Origin of the sequence: Serratia sp. CY38905, from assembly GCF_052168875.1 — a bacterium.
Taxonomy (GTDB): Bacteria; Pseudomonadota; Gammaproteobacteria; order Enterobacterales; family Enterobacteriaceae; genus Serratia; species Serratia sarumanii.
In genome coordinates this window covers 438,158-455,283 of sequence record NZ_JBJNLV010000001.1, presented here as the reverse complement: position 1 = coordinate 455,283, position 17,126 = coordinate 438,158, and the positions used below count along the sequence as shown (strand labels likewise).

Here is a 17,126-nt window from a genome sequence, read left to right as displayed (position 1 = left end):
GCATGATGAATGATAAAGATCTCTCGACCTGGCAGACGTTCCGTCGACTCTGGCCGATGATCACTCCTTTTAAGACCGGGCTGATTGTGGCCGCCATTGCGTTGATTATGAACGCAGCGGGGGACACGCTGATGCTGTCTCTGCTTAAACCGTTATTGGACGATGGGTTTGGAAAAGCCGACAGCAGCGTGCTGGTGTGGATGCCGCTGGCGGTGATTGCGCTGATGCTGATGCGCGGCGTGACCAGCTTTGTTTCAAGCTACTGCATTTCCTGGGTTTCCGGCATGGTGGTGATGCAGATGCGCCGCCGCCTGTTTGGCCACATGATGAGAATGCCGGTGGCCTTCTTCGATCAGCAATCCACCGGGACGTTGCTGTCGCGCATTACCTATGATTCCGAGCAGGTGGCGTCTTCTTCTTCCAGCGCGCTGGTGACCGTGGTGCGCGAAGGGGCCTCGATCATTGGCCTGTTCATCATGATGTTCTACTACAGCTGGCAGCTGTCGGTGATCCTGATCGTGCTGGCGCCGATCGTTTCCATCGCCATTCGCCTGGTGTCCAAGCGTTTTCGCAACATCAGCAAGAACATGCAGAACACCATGGGGCAGGTGACCACCAGCGCCGAACAGATGCTGAAAGGCCATAAAGAAGTGCTGATCTTCGGTGGCCAGCAGGTGGAAACCGAGCGCTTTAACTCGGTGAGCAACCGCATGCGTCAACAGGGCATGAAACTGGTCTCTGCGTCTTCCATTTCCGATCCGATCATTCAGCTGATCGCTTCGCTGGCCCTGGCGTTCGTGCTGTTTGCCGCCAGCTTCCCAAGCGTGATGGAAACCCTGACCGCCGGCACCATTACCGTGGTGTTCTCGTCAATGATCGCGCTGATGCGCCCGCTGAAGTCGCTGACCAACGTCAATGCCCAGTTCCAGCGTGGGATGGCGGCCTGCCAGACGCTGTTCTCCATCTTGGATATGGAACAGGAAAAAGACACCGGCACCCGCGAAGTGAAGCGCGCGAAAGGCGACATCGAATTCCGCAACGTCACCTTCTACTATCCGGCTAAAGAAACGCCGGCGCTGCGTGATATCAACCTGAAAATCGCCGAAGGCAAGACTGTGGCGTTGGTGGGCCGCTCGGGTTCGGGTAAATCCACCATCGCCAACCTGCTGACGCGCTTCTACGATATTCAGGAAGGCGAAATCCTGATGGATGGCCACGATCTGCGTGAATATACCCTGGCCTCACTGCGTAATCAGGTGGCGCTGGTCTCGCAAAACGTGCATCTGTTCAACGACACCATCGCCAACAACATCGCCTATGCGCGCGAGAGCGAATACAGCCGCGAGCAGATTGAGAAAGCGGCCGAAATGGCGTACGCGATGGACTTCATCAACAAGATGGAAAACGGCCTGGATACGGTGATCGGTGAAAACGGCGTGATGCTGTCCGGCGGCCAACGTCAGCGCATCGCCATCGCGCGTGCTTTGCTGCGCGATTGCCCGATCCTGATCCTGGATGAGGCGACTTCTGCGCTGGATACCGAATCCGAGCGTGCCATTCAGGCCGCCCTGGACGAGCTGCAGAAAGACCGTACTTCGCTGGTGATCGCACACCGTCTGTCGACGATTGAGAAGGCGGACGAGATCCTGGTGGTGGAGGACGGTCGCATCGTCGAACGTGGCGAGCACGCCGAGTTGCTTGAACGGCAGGGCGCCTATGCGCAACTGCACCGCATGCAGTTTGGTCAATAATGATTGAGCGCATTTGGTCCGGCGGTTCGCTGCTTTATCTGGCGCTGCTGCCGCTCTCCTGGCTGTATGGCCTGTTCAGCTGGCTGATCCGCCTCAGCTACCGCTGTGGCCTGCGCAAAAGCTGGCGCGCGCCGGTGCCGGTGGTGGTGGTGGGCAACCTCACCGCCGGCGGCAACGGCAAAACGCCGATGGTGATCTGGCTGGTGGAACACCTGCAGCAGCGGGGCTATCGCGTTGGCGTGGTTTCGCGCGGTTACGGCGGTAAGTCGGCGGTCTATCCCCTGGTGCTCAATCAGAATACCTCGACCCGCGAGGCGGGCGATGAGCCGGTGCTGATTTATCAGCGGACCGGTGCGCCCGTGGCGATCGCGCCCAAGCGAGCAGAGGCGGTGCAGGCCTTGCTGCAACAACAGCCGCTGGATGCGATCGTCACCGACGATGGCTTGCAGCACTATGCTTTACAGCGTGACTTCGAGCTGGTGGTCATCGACGGCGTGCGTCGCTTCGGCAACGGCTGGTGGTTGCCGGCCGGGCCGATGCGCGAGCGTGCTGCGCGGCTTGGCAGCGTCAATGCGCGCGTCGCCAATGGCGGCGTGGCGCAGGCCGGGGAAATTGCCATGCGCCTGCAGGCGCGTGATGCGGTGAACCTGCTGAGCGGTGAACGTCGCCCGGCGGCCGAGCTGCCGTGCGTGGTAGCGATGGCGGGCATCGGCCATCCGCCGCGTTTCTTCGCGACGTTGGAAAAATTGAACGTCGAGGTGGTGCAGGAAGTGGCGTTTGCCGATCATCAGGAATATCAGCAGGCGCAGCTGGCGGCGCTGGCTGCTGCCGATCAAACGCTGTTGATGACGGAGAAGGACGCGGTGAAATGTCGCGCCTTTGCCCAGCCCAATTGGTGGTATTTGCCGGTTGATGCGGTGCTACCGTCCGCTCAGGCTGAGCAACTGCTGCAGGATATCGAATCTCTGCTGACCAAGTAACCTCAGGATGTCAGCGTGGCAAGCCCCAGGGCTTGCGCGCAGGCTTCCAGCGAACGCTGCTGGGTTTGCTGATACAGCGCCAGCTCGTCGATCACCTCACTGCCCAACGCTTGTTCAAACGCTGCCCGGCTGGAAGCGGCGTTGTACTGCGCGTGGCGGCTGTCCCCCAGATTCGACTGGAAAATCCCCGCGGCGCTGACCGGCAGAAAATCTTCATACACCAGCGGCTGGAAGCGAACGTGTTCTTTCTCGATCAGTTGCTCCAGAGTGCTGTGCTTATCCAGCGACTCTTTGGCCGCCAGGCCGCATTCGGTCGGGAAATAGCGGAACCAGGCCAGCTGTTGCTCGCGCAGCGTGGCGTAATCATCCGGAAACGCCCGGAAGTTTTCCTCCAGCAGTTGATAGTAGCGCTCGGCATTCTTCTCGCTCGGCGGCCCCTGCAGCGCATCGTTGGTGGCCTGCAGCAGACGGTCGTAGAGTTCTCGTCCTTTCGTCGTCAGCGCCACACCGCGCTGTTCGATCTCGCCGAAGCGCGCGGTATGGTGGCCGGCGACGGCACGGCCGTCATGCTCAACGAAATCGACGCGTTCTTCCAACGCCTTGAAGCTGGTTTGGCGCAGCAGGATCGCGCGACGACGGCGCGGCGGGCCCTCGATGACCGCCTTGGGCGTAATGCCGTGGCCGGGCATCGCCTGCTGAACGCGATCGATATCCAGCGTGCGCGGTGTCAGATGGTTGATATGCGGCCCTTTAAACGCCACCACGTCGGCGATCAGGCGATGCTGATCGTGCAGCTGCCGGTATTCTTCGGCGCTGACCGTCGCCTGGTTGTGCCAGCGGAAGGTTTCCAGCGCTTGTTCGACAAATTCTTGCGCCTGCACTTCATTCAGCCCGCCTTGCGCTTCCTGCAGCGCGATCAGCTCCAGCGCGCGATCGGTAAAGATGCGGCGGCGCGCCAGCAAGCGCTCGGCCAGCGCACGCAGCGCGGGATCTTCTATCAGTTCCAGGCGCAGCAGGGAGGTGAACACGCGGAAAGGGCTGATCTGCAGCGCGTCTTCGTGTACGGCGCGAAAAGCGGTGGAGTGCACCGGAACGCCCGCCACCGACAGGTCATAGTAACCGACCGGTGCCATGCCCATCACCCGGAACAGGCGGCGCAGGGTGGCCAGCTCGTCCGCGGTGCCGACCCGGATGGCGCCGTGGCGCTCCATCGCCAGGCGTTCTATCTCGCCGGTAATTTGCAGTTGATGAGCCAGTGCGGCATCTTCGCGCAGAACCTGTCGGTTGGTTTCCGCCACCAGCTCCAGCAGATCGCCGTACAGCGGCACCTCCTTTTGATACATGTCCGACATCGCGTGAGAGAATCTGGCGCGGATTTCATTAGGTGAAACGAACTGCTGGGCGGTCATGCGCATAGCTCCTTGATTCAGCATAATCTGAAAAATCGTGTTTTTAGCGGCAAAAGTGCTGGCGAAAAAGCCGTCTGCCTTGTTTTCCCCTCAAGTTTAGCTATCTGGTTTGGGATTTGTTATAGACGTGGCAAGCATATTAGAGTTTTATGCGTCAGCTCTCATTTGCAGCGCACAGACGGGCAAAAGATGCCCTGGCGAGCGGAGAGACGCGGTGGTTCGGCTGCGGCGACCATTAAATTAAGTCATGCATATTCAGGGAGATAAAAATAAATTCGGCTTATTTATGAATTTAAGGCAATAAACCTCTTGTGCATTCACCAGTTTTATGAGTAAATGCAAGTCGGCCTGTAATCCAGACCTATTTATGTTCGAGTTTAGAGTTAAGCAGTTCCTCCAAAAACGTTATCATCCGATTCCGCTTCAAAGACGAACCTTCTAAGTACCTCCCATAAGTAATGTTTCTGAAACGGCCCCAATTGCCTCTTATGGCAGGTTTTGTAAATATATTTAAAGGTAAATGTAATGTCTAAGAAGACTGGTCAGGTTAAGTGGTTCAACGAAAGCAAAGGTTTTGGTTTCATTGAGCAGAACGACGGCGGCAAAGATGTATTCGTACACTTCTCCGCAATCATGACCGACGGTTTCAAGACCCTGGCTGAAGGCCAGCGCGTCGAGTACACCATCCAGGACAGCCCGCGCGGGCCGGCTGCCGCCAACGTAGTTGCTCTGTAAGAATACAGGGAGCGCGTATAAGAGATCTTAATACAACCATGGTGATGCGTCAGCGCTGAGTCATGCGGAAGATATTAAGTTCAACAAGCCCGCCTTAGTGCGGGTTTTTTATTTTTTGCTCACGAGAGGTTTGTTACGAAAAACTTTAGGATGGGCTGGTAGCGTCCAGACAATATAAAAAATGACGTTGTCAAGGATGCTCAAGTAAAAGGATATAAGTTATGTTTAAAAATACTGTGTTAAAAATGGGCCGCGTGAAATGGTTTAATCAGGCCGAAGGCTATGGTTTTATTTCACCGGTAGATGGCAGCGACGAAATCTATGTCAATCGCAACGCTATCGCCAACACCAAAAATAAGTCGTTGAACGAAGGTCAGAACGTCGAGTTCTCGATCTATCGCAGCTCACATGGGCTGTCCGCGGCAGACGTTATCGCGTTCTGATCGCATCCACCTTCCTCGCCAGTGCCGGTGTCGCCACCCGCATGCACTGGCGAAGATAAATCCCTCGATATCCACTATTATCAGGCCATTGCCTACTTGCCACGGATATCAGGATGACCACCCCGATAATTTCCCTTACAGCCGCTCGCGCGTTGCACCTTGCCGCCCAGGGGCTGCTTTCTCCGCTTAAACGCCAGGCTCGGCCCGACGACGTCGTGAACGCGATCCAGCGCATGGGGTTGTTACAAATCGATACCATTAGCGTCGTCGCCCGCAGCCCGTATCTGGTGCTGTTCAGCCGTTTGGGGGCCTATCAACCGGAATGGCTGGAGCAGGCGCTCGCCGGCCGCAAGCTGTTCGAGTATTGGGCGCACGAAGCCTGTTTCCTGCCGATCGAGGATTTTGGTCTGCTGCGGCATCGCATGCTGGCGCCGCATGATATGGGCTGGAAATATTCCGCCGACTGGGTGCAGCAGCACCAGGCGGCGATGGACAACCTGCTGCGGCACATCGAACAACAGGGGCCGGTGCGCTCCGCCGATTTCAGCGCCGAGAAGAAAGGCAACAGCGGATGGTGGGACTGGAAACCGGAGAAACGGCATCTGGAGATCCTGTTTACCGCCGGCAAGCTGATGGTGGCCGAACGTCGCAACTTCCACCGGGTTTACGATCTGACCGAAAGGCTGCTGCCGGCCTGGGACGATGCGCGTCATGCGCTGCCTGCGGAGCGGGCGCGCCGGCAAATGTTGCATCGTACCTGCCGCTATCTGGGCATTTTCCGCGCCGAATGGTTGGCGGATTACTATCGGCTGAAACGCGTGGCGCCAAAAACTTTGCTGGCAGAGCTGCAGGATCAGGGGGAGATTTCGCCGGTGCGGGTAGAGGGGCTGGAAGGGCAGTTCTATGTGCACGGCTCACTGACGGAACTGCTGCCGCTGGCGGAACAGGGCAAGCTGAAATCGACGGTCACCAGCCTGCTGTCGCCGTTTGATCCGGTGGTTTGGGATCGCCGCCGGGCACTCGAGCTGTTCAACTTTGACTATCGGCTGGAGTGCTATACGCCGAAAGAAAAACGCCGCTATGGCTACTTCACCTTGCCGGTGCTGCATCGGGGTGAACTGGTGGGGCGCATTGACGCCAAGGCGCACCGCCGCCAGGGGGTGTTCGAGATCATCAGCTTTCATGCGGAGCCGCGGGTGCGCTTCGGCAAACGGCGGGCCCAGGATATTCGGCAGGCCATCGCGCGTATGGCCAAATGGCACGGCGCGCAACGCGTCGCGCTGGGCGACATTCCGGCGGCGTTGGCCGCTGAATGGGGAGCCGGCTGGGAAGTGGGATAACGAGCGACGCCGTCGGTGGGGTAAAACGAAGTTCAGCGCCGCTCGTTACAAAGGGGCTCAGTGGCTGAAGTTAGCGAACAGAGCGATGATTTTATGCAGACGTTTAATCACGTATCACGGCCTTTTTGTGATTTATATCACAAAATTCTACGCCGGGATGCGCCGCAGTTCAAGCTGTTGCGCCGGCGCGCTGAGGAAATATCGCTGGGTTGGCGCCGCCGGTGATTAACCTGAGGCCGGGCGTTATGCTATCCTCACTGCCTTTCCCAGATGACCAATCCCCTAGCGGAGGATGCATGGACCACCGTTTACTCGAAATCGTTGCCTGCCCGGTATGCAACGGCAAACTCTATTTCAATAAAGAAAACCAGGAACTGGTGTGCAAAGCGGACGGGTTGGCTTACCCGCTGCGCGACGGCATTCCGGTGCTGTTGGAAAATGAAGCGCGTGCGCTGTCGCTGGATGAGAAGCACGCATGAGTTTTATCGCTATTATTCCCGCCCGCTACGCCTCAACCCGTTTGCCGGGCAAACCGCTGGCCGATATTCACGGCAAGCCGATGGTGGTGCACGTGATGGAGCGCGCCCGCGAGTCCGGCGCCAGCCGCGTCATCGTGGCGACCGATCACCCTGAAGTCGCCAAAGCGGTGGAAGCCGCCGGCGGCGAAGTGTGCATGACCAGCCCGGATCACCATTCCGGCACCGAGCGTCTGGCGGAAGTGATCGCGCACTACGGCTTTGCCGACGATCAGATCATCGTTAACGTGCAGGGCGACGAACCGCTGATCCCGCCGGTGATCGTGCGTCAGGTGGCGGAGAACCTGGCGGGCAGCCAGGCCGGCATGGCGACGCTGGCAGTGCCGATCGAGAGCGCCGAAGAGGCTTTCAACCCCAACGCGGTGAAGGTCGTGATGGACGCGCAGGGCTACGCGCTCTATTTCTCACGCGCCACCATTCCGTGGGATCGCGAGCGTTTCGCCGTGTCGAAAGAGAGCATCGGCGACAGCCTGCTGCGTCATATCGGCATCTACGCCTATCGCGCCGGCTTCGTGCGCCGCTACGTCAGCTGGGCGCCGAGCCAACTGGAGCAGATCGAGCTGTTGGAACAGCTGCGGGTGCTGTGGTACGGTGAAAAAATCCACGTGGCGGTCGCGAAAGCGATCCCGAGCGTGGGGGTCGATACGCCGGAAGATCTCCAGCGCGTGCGCGACAGCATTCAACCCTGAGCCTGAGTTCGTCGGCGCGGCGCGCAACGCGCCGACGATGTAATACCCTCCATTATTGATCCCCGTTTTGTTGATCTGCGTTGAAGAATTTTTCCGCTCACCGTTCGATGATGTTACGCATCCCCCCTATTAGCCTGAGGTGAATGCCTTATGGAGCAGTTACGCGCCGAACTGAGCATTGTGCTGGGTGAGTCCATCAGCCGGCTGGAGCGGGTGAGCGAGCAGCCTTATGCGCATATGTATTCGCTGTATGATCGGCAGGGCAACGCGATCCCGCTGATGGCGAAAAGCTTTATCTGTCAGGGTGTCGCCCAGCAGGAGGCGTATAAGCTGTCAATGCTGGCGCGCGACGGGGATATTCGCCTGCCTACGGTGTACGGCGTGGTGTGTACCCACCAGGCGCCGTACAAGGAAATCCTGCTGATCGAGCGCCTGCGCGGCGTGTCGGCTGAAGCGCCGACGCGTTCGCCGGATCGCTGGAATATGCTGATGGAGCAGATCGTTGACGGGATATTGGCCTGGCACCGCATCGACAGCCACGGCAGCGTCGGCAGCGTTGACAGCACGCAGGAGAACGACTGGTTTTGCTGGTATCAACAGCGGGTCGAAGTGCTGTGGGCGACGGTGGTCAATCTCACCACCCCGCAGCTGACCATGGCGGATCGCCGTTTGCTGTACCGCACGCGCGAAGCGCTGACCCATTTTTTCGTCGGCTTCGACGATCCTTGCGTTCTGGTGCACGGCAACCTGTCGCTGCGCAGCATGCTGAAAGATCCCAAAAGCGATCAATTGCTGGCGATGCTCAATCCCGGCGTGGTGCTGTGGGCGCCACGCGAATACGATCTTTTCCGCCTGTGCGAGGCGGGTATGCCCAGCCAACTGCTGTTCAGCTATCTGCGGCGCGCGCCGGTCGCCGACGCTTTTCTGGCGCGGCGCTGGCTGTACGTGGTGTGGGAAGCGGTGGGGCGTTTGATCCATACCGGCAAGCTGGAGCGGCGGCCGTTCGATTATGCGTCGCAACAGCTGCTGCCCTGGCTGGCCGGTTGAACGGGCCTTACTCGGCGCCGGCGCGGTCCGCGCCTTTCAGCCATTGCCACAGGCTGCCCAGCGTTTCATACCAGGCGCGCTCGGTATGGCCGAGGAACATTGACGACGGCGTGGCGCGATCCCAGATATTCAGCGGCGAGTCGATCGCCAACTGGTTGGCCGGCGCCGGGATCGGGTGCAGGCCCTTGGCCTTGAAGAAACGCATGGCGCGCGGCAGATGGTTGGCGGAGGTGACCAGAATGAAGGGTTGCTCGCCGACCAACTTGGCGACCTGAGCGGCCTCTTGCTCGGTATCGCGCGGTTCCCCCAGGATCACCATATCACTGCGCGGCACGCCCAGGCTTTCGGCCACCAGCGCCGCAGTGGCGGCGTTGCTTTGCATGCGTCCGGCGGACGCGCCGGTAAACACCATCCTGGCACCGGGATGCGCAAGATAAAGCCGCACGCCTTCCGTCACGCGCGGCAGACTGTTGCCGAGCAGGTTCGAGCTGGGCGCCCAATCGGGATTGTAGGTATAGCCCCCGCCCAATACCACGATGTAGCTGACCGGATCGTTGCCGCGATAAGTCTGGTATTCGGCTTCGATCGGCCGCAGCAGCCGGTCGGCCACCGGTTGCAGGCTGAAAAGCAGTAAAAACAGCCAGCTCAGCGTGAAAATCGTCTTACCGCTTTTTTGCCAGCGGGTGAACCACAGCAGCAGCAGCGCCAGCCCCATCAGCAGCATCAACAGCGGCAGCGGCATCAGCAGGGCGCCAAAGAACTTTTTCAGGTTGAACAGCATCGAAAATCAGATCCTTTTGGGTGAAAAAGCGGCATCCAGGCATAAACGGGCCGCAAGAAGATACATTCTAAGCCAGTCTGTGCCAAAATAGCAGGTTTGAATGGGCGTGCGCTTTGCCGCCGACAAGAATGAGATCAGCGGAGCCGTTGTCCATGCAGGATCGCAATTTTGACGATATTGCTGAAAAATTTGCGCGTAATATTTACGGCACCACGAAAGGAAAAATCCGCCAGGCGGTGGTTTGGCAGGATCTGACCGGGCTGCTGGCGCAGTTGCCGCAGCGGCCGCTGCGCATCCTCGACGCCGGGGGCGGTGAAGGCCATATGGCCTGCCAGTTGGCAGAATTAGGACATCAGGTGTTGTTGTGCGATCTTTCTGGTGAGATGATCCAGCGCGCCGCGCAGCTGGCGGAGCAGAAAGGTGTGAGCCAGAACATGCAATTCGTACAAAGTTCTGCGCAGGATATCGCTCAACATTTGGAACAGCCGGTTGATCTGATATTGTTTCATGCAGTGCTTGAATGGATCGCCGAGCCCGAAGCGGCGCTGCGGGCGTTGTATGACTGCCTGACGCCGGGCGGCGCGCTGTCGCTGATGTTCTTCAACGCCAACGGCCTCTTGATGCGCAACGTGGTGTTGGGTAATTTCCAACTGGTGGATCCCGAGGTCAGGCGGCGCCGCAAGCGTTCGCTGTCGCCGCAATATCCGCACGATCCGCTATTGGTCTACGGTTGGCTGGAACAGCTGGGCATGCGCATCAGCGGCAAAACCGGGGTGCGGGTGTTCCACGACTATCTGCAGAGCAGACAGCTGCAAACACAAAAATTTGAAGAGTTACTGGCGCTTGAACAGCACTATTGCCGGCAGGAGCCGTACGTGAGTTTGGGGCGCTATATTCACGTCATGGCGCATAAACCAAACCTGAAGGACGAACTATGAGTGAATTTTCCCAGACAGTACCCGAACTGGTCGCCTGGGCACGGAAAAATGATTTCTCTATTTCGCTCCCTACTGAGCGTCTCGCATTTTTGCTCGCCATCGCCACCCTGAACGGCGAACGGCTGGACGGCGAGATGAGCGAAGGTGAGCTGGTTGATGCATTTCGCCATGTCAGCAAGGGTTTTGAACAGACGCATGAAACGGTGGCGATGCGCGCCAACAATGCGATCAACGACATGGTGCGCCAGCGCCTGTTGAACCGCTTTACCAGCGAACTGGCGGACGGTAACGCGATTTACCGCCTCACGCCGCTGGGCATCGGCATTACCGATTACTATATTCGCCAACGCGAATTCTCCACGCTGCGTCTGTCGATGCAGCTGTCGATCGTGGCGCAGGAGCTCAAGCGCGCCGCCGACGCCGCCGACGAGGGCGGCGACGATTTCCATTGGCACCGCAACGTGTTCGCGCCGTTGAAATATTCGGTGGCGGAAATCTTCGACAGTATCGACATGACCCAACGCGTGATGGACGAGCAGCAGCAGAGCGTGAAAAACGACATCGCGGCGCTGCTGAGCAAAGACTGGCGGGCGGCGATCTCCAGCTGTGAAATGCTGCTGTCGGAAACCTCGGGCACCCTGCGCGAGCTGCAGGATACGCTGGATGCGGCGGGCGACAAGCTGCAGGCCAACCTGCTGCGCATCCAGGACGCCACCCTCGGCAACGTGGAGCTGGGCTTCGTCGACAAGCTGGTGTTCGATCTGCAAAGCAAGCTGGATCGCATCATCAGCTGGGGCCAGCAGGCGATTGACCTGTGGATCGGCTACGATCGCCACGTGCATAAATTTATCCGTACCGCTATCGATATGGATAAAAACCGCGTGTTCGCCCAACGCCTGCGCCAGTCGGTGCAAACCTATTTCGACCACCCGTGGGCGCTGACCCATGCCAATGCCGATCGTCTGCTGGACATGCGCGACGAAGAACTGGCGCTGCGCAGCGAGGAAGTGACCGGGGAACTGCCGCCGGATCTGGAGTTCGAAGAGTTCAGCGAAATTCGCGAACAGCTGGCGGCGATGATCGAAGAGGCGCTGAAGGTGTATCAGGAACAGCAGATGCCGCTCAACCTTGCAGCGGTGATGCGCGATTATCTGGCGCAATATCCGCGTGCGCGTCATTTCGACGTGGCACGTTTAGTGGTCGACCAGGCTGTGCGCCTCGGTGTGGCTGAAGCAGATTTCTCAGGGTTGCCGGCGGAATGGCAGGCAATCAATGATTACGGAGCCAAGGTCCAGGCCCATGTCATCGACAAATATTGAACAAGTAATGCCAGTCAAGCTGGCCAAGGCACTGTCCAACTCGCTGTTCCCGGCGCTGGACAGCCAACTGCGCGCGGGTCGTCACATCGGTATCGATGAGCTGGACAACCATGCCTTTTTAATGGATTTCCAGGATGAGCTGGAAGAATTTTACACCCGTTACAGCGTCGAGCTGATTCGGGCGCCGGAAGGTTTCTTCTATTTGCGCCCGCGCTCTACCACGCTGATCCCGCGCTCGGTGCTGTCCGAGCTGGATATGATGGTGGGTAAGATCTTGTGCTACCTGTACCTCAGCCCCGAGCGCCTGGCGCACGAAGGCATTTTCAGCCATCAGGAGCTGTACGACGAGCTGCTGAGCCTGGCCGATGAGAACAAGCTGCTGAAGTTCGTCAATCAGCGCTCCACCGGTTCGGATCTCGATCGGCAGAAGCTGCACGAAAAGGTGCGCACCTCGCTGAACCGCCTGCGCCGCCTTGGCATGGTTTACTTCATGGGCAATGACAGCAGCAAGTTCCGCATTACCGAGGCGGTGTTCCGCTTCGGCGCCGACGTGCGCAGCGGCGACGATCCGCGTGAAGCGCAGCTGCGCATGATTCGCGACGGCGAGGCGATGCCGGTTGAAACCAGCCTGTCGCTGAACGATGAGAATGAGGCTGAGGATCAGCAGGTTGATAACGCTCCTGACGGTGCAGAGGATGAACAGGAATGATTGAACGCGGTAAATTTCGCTCGCTGACGCTGGTTAACTGGAACGGCTTCTTCGCCCGCACCTTTGATCTGGATGAGCTGGTGACCACGCTGTCCGGCGGTAACGGGGCAGGGAAATCCACCACCATGGCGGCTTTCGTCACCGCACTGATCCCCGATCTGACGCTGCTGCACTTCCGTAACACCACCGAAGCGGGCGCCACCAGCGGTTCGCGCGATAAAGGCCTGCACGGTAAGCTGCGCGCCGGCGTGTGTTACTCCACCCTCGACGTCGTCAACTCGCGCCATCAGCGCGTGGTGGTCGGCGTGCGTCTGCAGCAGGTGGCGGGGCGCGATCGCAAGGTCGACATCAAACCGTTCACCATTCAGGGCCTGCCGACCGCGGTGCAGCCGACCGAGCTGCTGACCCAGACCGTGGGTGAGCGCCAGGCGCGCGTGCTGTCGCTGCAGGAACTGAAGGATCGCGTGGAAGAGATGGAGGGCGTGCAGTTCAAGCAGTTCAACTCCATCACCGATTACCACTCGCTGATGTTCGATCTGGGCGTGATCCCGAAACGCCTGCGTTCATCCGCCGATCGCAGCAAATTCTACCGTCTGATTGAAGCGTCGCTGTACGGCGGTATTTCCAGCGCCATCACCCGCTCGCTGCGCGATTACCTGCTGCCGGAAAACAGCGGCGTGCGCAAGGCGTTCCAGGATATGGAAGCGGCGCTGCGCGAAAACCGCATGACGCTGGAAGCGATCCGCGTCACCCAGTCGGATCGCGATCTGTTCAAGCATCTGATCTCCGAGGCCACTTCCTATGTGGCGGCAGACTATATGCGCCACGCCAACGAACGCCGCATCCATCTGGACGGCGCGCTGGCGCTGCGCAGCGATCTGTTGGGCAGCCGCAAGCAGCTGGCCGCCGAACAGTATCGCCATGTGGAAATGGCGCGCGAGCTGAGCGAACAGAGCGGTGCCGAATCCGATCTGGAAACCGATTACCAGGCCGCCAGCGACCACCTGAATCTGGTGCAGACGGCGATGCGTCAGCAGGAGAAGATCGAGCGCTATGAAGCCGATCTGGAAGAGCTGACCTACCGTCTGGAAGAGCAGAACGAAGTGGTGGCCGAGGCGAGCGAGCAACAGGCCGAAAATGAAGCGCGCGCCGAAGCGGCCGAGCTGGAAGTGGATGAGCTGAAGAGCCAGCTGGCCGACTACCAGCAGGCGCTCGACGTGCAGCAGACCCGCGCCATTCAGTACCAGCAGGCGCTGCAGGCGCTGGAGCGCGCACGCGCGCTGTGCCAACTGCCGGATCTGACCGCAGACAACGCCGAACAGTGGCTGGATACCTTCCAGGCCCGCGAGCAGGAGGCGACCGAAACGCTGCTGATGCTGGAACAGAAGCTGAGCGTGGCCGACGCCGCGCACGGCCAGTTCGAACAGGCCTATCAGCTGGTGGGTAAAATCGCTGGCCAGGTCAGCCGCAGCGAAGCCTGGCAGTGCGCGCGCGAATTGCTGCGCGACTGGCCTTCGCAGCAGCACCTCGCCGAGCGCGTTCAGCCGCTGCGCCTGCGCCTGAGCGAACTGGAACAGCGCCTGCGCTCGCAGCAGGACGCCGAGCGCCTGCTGCAAGAGTTTTGCAAACGCCATGGCCAAGAGTACCAGCCGGACGATCTCGACATGCTGCAGCAGGAGCTGGAAGAGCGCCTGGAAGCGCTGTCGCAGAACGTCAGCGAAGCCGGCGAACGCCGCATGGAGATGCGCCAGGAGCTGGAGCAGATCCAGCAGCGCATCCGTGAGCTGACGGCGCGCGCGCCGGTGTGGCTGGCGGCGCAGGACGCTCTGAGCCAGCTCAGCGATCAGAGCGGAGAGCCGCTGGAAAACAGCCAGCAGGTGACCGAATACATGCAGCAGCTGCTGGAGCGCGAGCGTGAAACCACCGTCGAGCGCGACGAAGTGGCGACCCGCAAACGTGAAGTGGAAGCGCAGATCGAACGTCTCAGCCAGCCGGGCGGCGCGGAAGATCAACGCCTGGTCACGCTGGCCGAACGTTTCGGCGGCGTGTTGCTGTCGGAAATCTACGATGACGTCACCATCGACGACGCGCCTTACTTCTCGGCGCTGTACGGCCCTTCGCGCCACGCCATCGTGGTGCCGGATCTGTCGCTGGTGCGCGAGATGCTGGAAGGGCTGGAAGATTGCCCGGAAGATCTTTACCTGATCGAAGGGGATCCGCAGTCGTTCGATGACAGCGTATTCGCCGTCGAAGAGCAGGAAAAAGCGGTGGTGGTGAAAATCGCCGATCGCCAGTGGCGTTACTCCCGCTACCCGGAAGTGCCGTTGTTCGGCCGCGCGGCGCGCGAAAACCGCCTGGAAGTGCTGCATGCCGAGCGTGAAACGCTGGCGGAGCGCTATGCCACGCTGTCGTTCGACGTGCAGAAAACCCAGCGCTCGCACCAGGCTTTCAGCCGCTTTATCGGCACCCATCTGGCGGTGGCGTTCGACGCCGACCCGGAAGCGGAGATCCGCGGCCTGAACGCCCGCCGTGGCGAAATCGAACGCGCGCTGAACAATCACGAAGCGCAGAACCAGCAGCAGCGTCAGCAGTACGATCAGGCCAAAGAGGGCATTTCCGCGCTCAACCGCCTGATGCCGCTGGTGTCGTTGCTGAACGATGAAACGTTGCAGGACCGCGTCGACGAGATGCGCGAAGAGCTGGAAGAAGCGCAGGACGCCGCGCGTCATATTCAGCAGCACGGCGTGTCGCTGGCCAAGCTGGAGCCGCTGCTGTCGGTGCTGCAGAGCGATCCGCAGCAGCATGAACAGCTGCAGCAGGATTACGCGCAGGCGCAAAGCGTGCAGCGTCAGGCTAAACAGCAGGCGTTCGCGCTCACTGAAGTGGTGCAGCGTCGTGCGCACTTCAGCTACACCGACTCTGCCGGCATGCAGAATGCCAACAACGATCTGAACGATAAGCTGCGCCAGCGTCTGGAGCAGGCGGAAGCCGAACGCGCCCGCGCCCGTGAGCAACTGCGTCAGTATCAAACCCAGTTCACCCAGTACAGCCAGGTGCTGGCCTCGCTGAAAAGCTCGTACGACGCCAAGCGCGACATGCTGAAAGAGCTGAGCCAAGAGCTGGTGGACATCGGCGTGCAGGCCGACGCCAATGCCGAAGCGCGCGCCCGCGCGCGTCGCGACGAACTGCATGCGGCGCTGAGCAACAACCGCGCTCGCCGCAATCAGCTGGAGAAACAGCTGACCTTCTGCGAAGCCGAAATGGACGGCCTGCAGAAGAAACTGCGCAAGCTGGAACGCGATTATCATCAGCTGCGTGAGCAGGTGGTGACCGCCAAGGCGGGCTGGTGCGCGGTGATGCGCCTGGTGAAAGACAACGGCGTGGAACGCCGCCTGCACCGCCGCGAGCTGGCGTATATGGATGGCGACGAGCTGCGCTCGATGTCGGATAAGGCGCTCGGTGCGCTGCGTCTGGCCGTGGCGGATAACGAACACCTGCGCGATGTGCTGCGCCTGTCGGAAGATCCGAAGCGGCCGGAGCGTAAGATTCAGTTCTATATCGCGGTGTACCAGCACCTGCGCGAGCGCATCCGTCAGGACATCATCCGCACCGACGATCCGGTCGAGGCCATCGAACAGATGGAAATCGAGTTGGGCCGTCTGACCGAAGAGCTGACCGCGCGCGAGCAGAAGCTGGCGATCAGTTCGAAAAGCGTGGCCAACATCATTCGCAAAACCATTCAGCGCGAGCAGAACCGCATTCGCATGCTGAACCAGGGGCTGCAGGCCGTTTCCTTCGGCCAGGTGAAGAGCGTGCGCCTGAACGTCAATGTGCGCGAAGCGCATGCTACCCTGCTGGATGTGCTCTCCGAGCAGCAGGAACAGCATCAGGATCTGTTCAACAGCAACCGTCTGACCTTCTCCGAAGCGTTGGCCAAGCTGTATCAGCGCCTGAATCCGCAGATCGACATGGGGCAGCGCACACCACAGACCATCGGCGAGGAGTTGCTGGACTACCGCAACTACCTGGAGATGGAAGTGGAGGTATACCGTGGCTCCGACGGCTGGCTGCGTGCGGAAAGCGGCGCGTTGTCTACCGGTGAAGCCATCGGTACCGGGATGTCAATCCTGGTGATGGTGGTGCAGAGCTGGGAAGAAGAATCCCGCCGCCTGCGCGGTAAAGACATCTCGCCGTGTCGCCTGCTGTTCCTCGATGAAGCGGCGCGTCTGGATGCCAAGTCGATCGCTACGCTGTTCGAACTGTGCGACCGTCTGGAAATGCAGCTGATCATCGCGGCGCCGGAAAACATCAGTCCGGAGAAGGGCACCACCTATAAACTGGTGCGTAAAGTGTTCCAGAACCACGAGCATGTGCACGTGGTGGGGCTGCGCGGTTTCGCCGGTGAGCCGCCGGCGCTGGGTACTGCGCCGGTTGAAACGCCGTAACGCA

The 17,126-nt window shown here is 59.9% G+C and carries 14 protein-coding genes; 12 read left to right on the top strand and 2 right to left on the bottom strand.

What is annotated here, in order from left to right; genetic code table 11:
• Positions 1 to 2: 2 nt before the first annotated feature.
• Together msbA and lpxK are read left to right on the top strand one after the other, a co-directional pair.
• Positions 3 to 1,751 carry a lipid A ABC transporter ATP-binding protein/permease MsbA gene (msbA, locus tag ACJ8MK_RS02385; RefSeq protein WP_442517468.1) on the top strand — a complete coding sequence of 583 codons (1,749 nt, stop codon included), beginning with the start codon at positions 3 to 5 and terminating at the stop codon, positions 1,749 to 1,751.
• The gene (lpxK, locus tag ACJ8MK_RS02380) at positions 1,751 to 2,731 is read left to right on the top strand and encodes a tetraacyldisaccharide 4'-kinase (protein WP_041034430.1); all 981 of its coding nucleotides are present in this window, start codon (positions 1,751 to 1,753) and stop codon (positions 2,729 to 2,731) included. The genes msbA and lpxK overlap by 1 nt, the downstream gene beginning before the upstream one ends.
• 2 nt (positions 2,732 to 2,733) lie before the next feature.
• On the opposite strand, the gene hglS is transcribed toward lpxK, so the two are convergent.
• Positions 2,734 to 4,140, bottom strand: a complete 1,407-nt coding sequence (hglS, locus tag ACJ8MK_RS02375; protein WP_049213666.1) for a 2-oxoadipate dioxygenase/decarboxylase HglS — start codon at positions 4,138 to 4,140, stop codon at positions 2,734 to 2,736.
• 525 nt (positions 4,141 to 4,665) lie between these two features.
• On the opposite strand from hglS, the gene cspE reads away from it, so the two are divergent.
• The 6 genes from cspE to ACJ8MK_RS02345 all read left to right on the top strand — a co-directional run bounded on the left by cspE (position 4,666) and on the right by ACJ8MK_RS02345 (position 8,930).
• The gene (gene cspE, locus ACJ8MK_RS02370) at positions 4,666 to 4,875 is read left to right on the top strand and encodes a transcription antiterminator/RNA stability regulator CspE (RefSeq protein ID WP_019454537.1); all 210 of its coding nucleotides are present in this window, start codon (positions 4,666 to 4,668) and stop codon (positions 4,873 to 4,875) included.
• Between the two features lie 221 nt (positions 4,876 to 5,096).
• Complete coding sequence (locus tag ACJ8MK_RS02365) at positions 5,097 to 5,318, top strand: cold-shock protein (protein WP_004928241.1); 222 nt, start codon at positions 5,097 to 5,099, stop codon at positions 5,316 to 5,318.
• Between the two features lie 113 nt (positions 5,319 to 5,431).
• Positions 5,432 to 6,658 (top strand): winged helix-turn-helix domain-containing protein, encoded by a 1,227-nt coding sequence (locus ACJ8MK_RS02360; RefSeq protein ID WP_033646612.1) that lies wholly within the window; start codon positions 5,432 to 5,434, stop codon positions 6,656 to 6,658.
• A gap of 296 nt (positions 6,659 to 6,954) precedes the next feature.
• Positions 6,955 to 7,137 carry a Trm112 family protein gene (locus ACJ8MK_RS02355; protein WP_004928237.1) on the top strand — a complete coding sequence of 61 codons (183 nt, stop codon included), beginning with the start codon at positions 6,955 to 6,957 and terminating at the stop codon, positions 7,135 to 7,137.
• On the top strand, positions 7,134 to 7,883 hold the full coding sequence (kdsB, locus tag ACJ8MK_RS02350) for a 3-deoxy-manno-octulosonate cytidylyltransferase (RefSeq protein WP_049195847.1): 750 nt from the start codon (positions 7,134 to 7,136) through the stop codon (positions 7,881 to 7,883). Before ACJ8MK_RS02355 ends, kdsB begins: the two co-directional genes overlap by 4 nt.
• 150 nt (positions 7,884 to 8,033) lie before the next feature.
• The gene (locus ACJ8MK_RS02345) at positions 8,034 to 8,930 is read left to right on the top strand and encodes a YcbJ family phosphotransferase (protein WP_440481230.1); all 897 of its coding nucleotides are present in this window, start codon (positions 8,034 to 8,036) and stop codon (positions 8,928 to 8,930) included.
• 7 nt (positions 8,931 to 8,937) lie between these two features.
• On the opposite strand, the gene elyC is transcribed toward ACJ8MK_RS02345, so the two are convergent.
• Positions 8,938 to 9,711 carry an envelope biogenesis factor ElyC gene (gene elyC, locus ACJ8MK_RS02340; protein WP_033654239.1) on the bottom strand — a complete coding sequence of 258 codons (774 nt, stop codon included), beginning with the start codon at positions 9,709 to 9,711 and terminating at the stop codon, positions 8,938 to 8,940.
• Between the two features lie 152 nt (positions 9,712 to 9,863).
• On the opposite strand from elyC, the gene cmoM reads away from it, so the two are divergent.
• From cmoM to mukB, 4 genes are read left to right on the top strand one after another with little or no spacing between them, the layout of a single operon-like run.
• A complete protein-coding gene (gene cmoM, locus ACJ8MK_RS02335) occupies positions 9,864 to 10,649 on the top strand; it encodes a tRNA uridine 5-oxyacetic acid(34) methyltransferase CmoM (protein WP_033646604.1) in 786 nt (261 codons plus the stop codon).
• Positions 10,646 to 11,968 carry a chromosome partition protein MukF gene (gene mukF, locus ACJ8MK_RS02330; RefSeq protein ID WP_004928228.1) on the top strand — a complete coding sequence of 441 codons (1,323 nt, stop codon included), beginning with the start codon at positions 10,646 to 10,648 and terminating at the stop codon, positions 11,966 to 11,968. The genes cmoM and mukF overlap by 4 nt, the downstream gene beginning before the upstream one ends.
• Positions 11,949 to 12,677 (top strand): chromosome partition protein MukE, encoded by a 729-nt coding sequence (mukE, locus tag ACJ8MK_RS02325; protein WP_033637863.1) that lies wholly within the window; start codon positions 11,949 to 11,951, stop codon positions 12,675 to 12,677. Before mukF ends, mukE begins: the two co-directional genes overlap by 20 nt.
• Positions 12,674 to 17,122 (top strand): chromosome partition protein MukB, encoded by a 4,449-nt coding sequence (gene mukB / locus ACJ8MK_RS02320; protein WP_442517467.1) that lies wholly within the window; start codon positions 12,674 to 12,676, stop codon positions 17,120 to 17,122. The genes mukE and mukB overlap by 4 nt, the downstream gene beginning before the upstream one ends.
• Positions 17,123 to 17,126 lie beyond the last annotated feature (4 nt).

Coding starts and splice junctions, on each gene's coding strand:
- msbA (WP_442517468.1), top strand. CDS start 3: ATGATGAATGATAAAGATCTCTCGACCTGGCAGACGTTCCGTCGACTC.
- lpxK (WP_041034430.1), top strand. CDS start 1,751: ATGATTGAGCGCATTTGGTCCGGCGGTTCGCTGCTTTATCTGGCGCTG.
- hglS (WP_049213666.1), bottom strand. CDS start 4,140: ATGACCGCCCAGCAGTTCGTTTCACCTAATGAAATCCGCGCCAGATTC.
- cspE (WP_019454537.1), top strand. CDS start 4,666: ATGTCTAAGAAGACTGGTCAGGTTAAGTGGTTCAACGAAAGCAAAGGT.
- ACJ8MK_RS02365 (WP_004928241.1), top strand. CDS start 5,097: ATGTTTAAAAATACTGTGTTAAAAATGGGCCGCGTGAAATGGTTTAAT.
- ACJ8MK_RS02360 (WP_033646612.1), top strand. CDS start 5,432: ATGACCACCCCGATAATTTCCCTTACAGCCGCTCGCGCGTTGCACCTT.
- ACJ8MK_RS02355 (WP_004928237.1), top strand. CDS start 6,955: ATGGACCACCGTTTACTCGAAATCGTTGCCTGCCCGGTATGCAACGGC.
- kdsB (WP_049195847.1), top strand. CDS start 7,134: ATGAGTTTTATCGCTATTATTCCCGCCCGCTACGCCTCAACCCGTTTG.
- ACJ8MK_RS02345 (WP_440481230.1), top strand. CDS start 8,034: ATGGAGCAGTTACGCGCCGAACTGAGCATTGTGCTGGGTGAGTCCATC.
- elyC (WP_033654239.1), bottom strand. CDS start 9,711: ATGCTGTTCAACCTGAAAAAGTTCTTTGGCGCCCTGCTGATGCCGCTG.
- cmoM (WP_033646604.1), top strand. CDS start 9,864: ATGCAGGATCGCAATTTTGACGATATTGCTGAAAAATTTGCGCGTAAT.
- mukF (WP_004928228.1), top strand. CDS start 10,646: ATGAGTGAATTTTCCCAGACAGTACCCGAACTGGTCGCCTGGGCACGG.
- mukE (WP_033637863.1), top strand. CDS start 11,949: ATGTCATCGACAAATATTGAACAAGTAATGCCAGTCAAGCTGGCCAAG.
- mukB (WP_442517467.1), top strand. CDS start 12,674: ATGATTGAACGCGGTAAATTTCGCTCGCTGACGCTGGTTAACTGGAAC.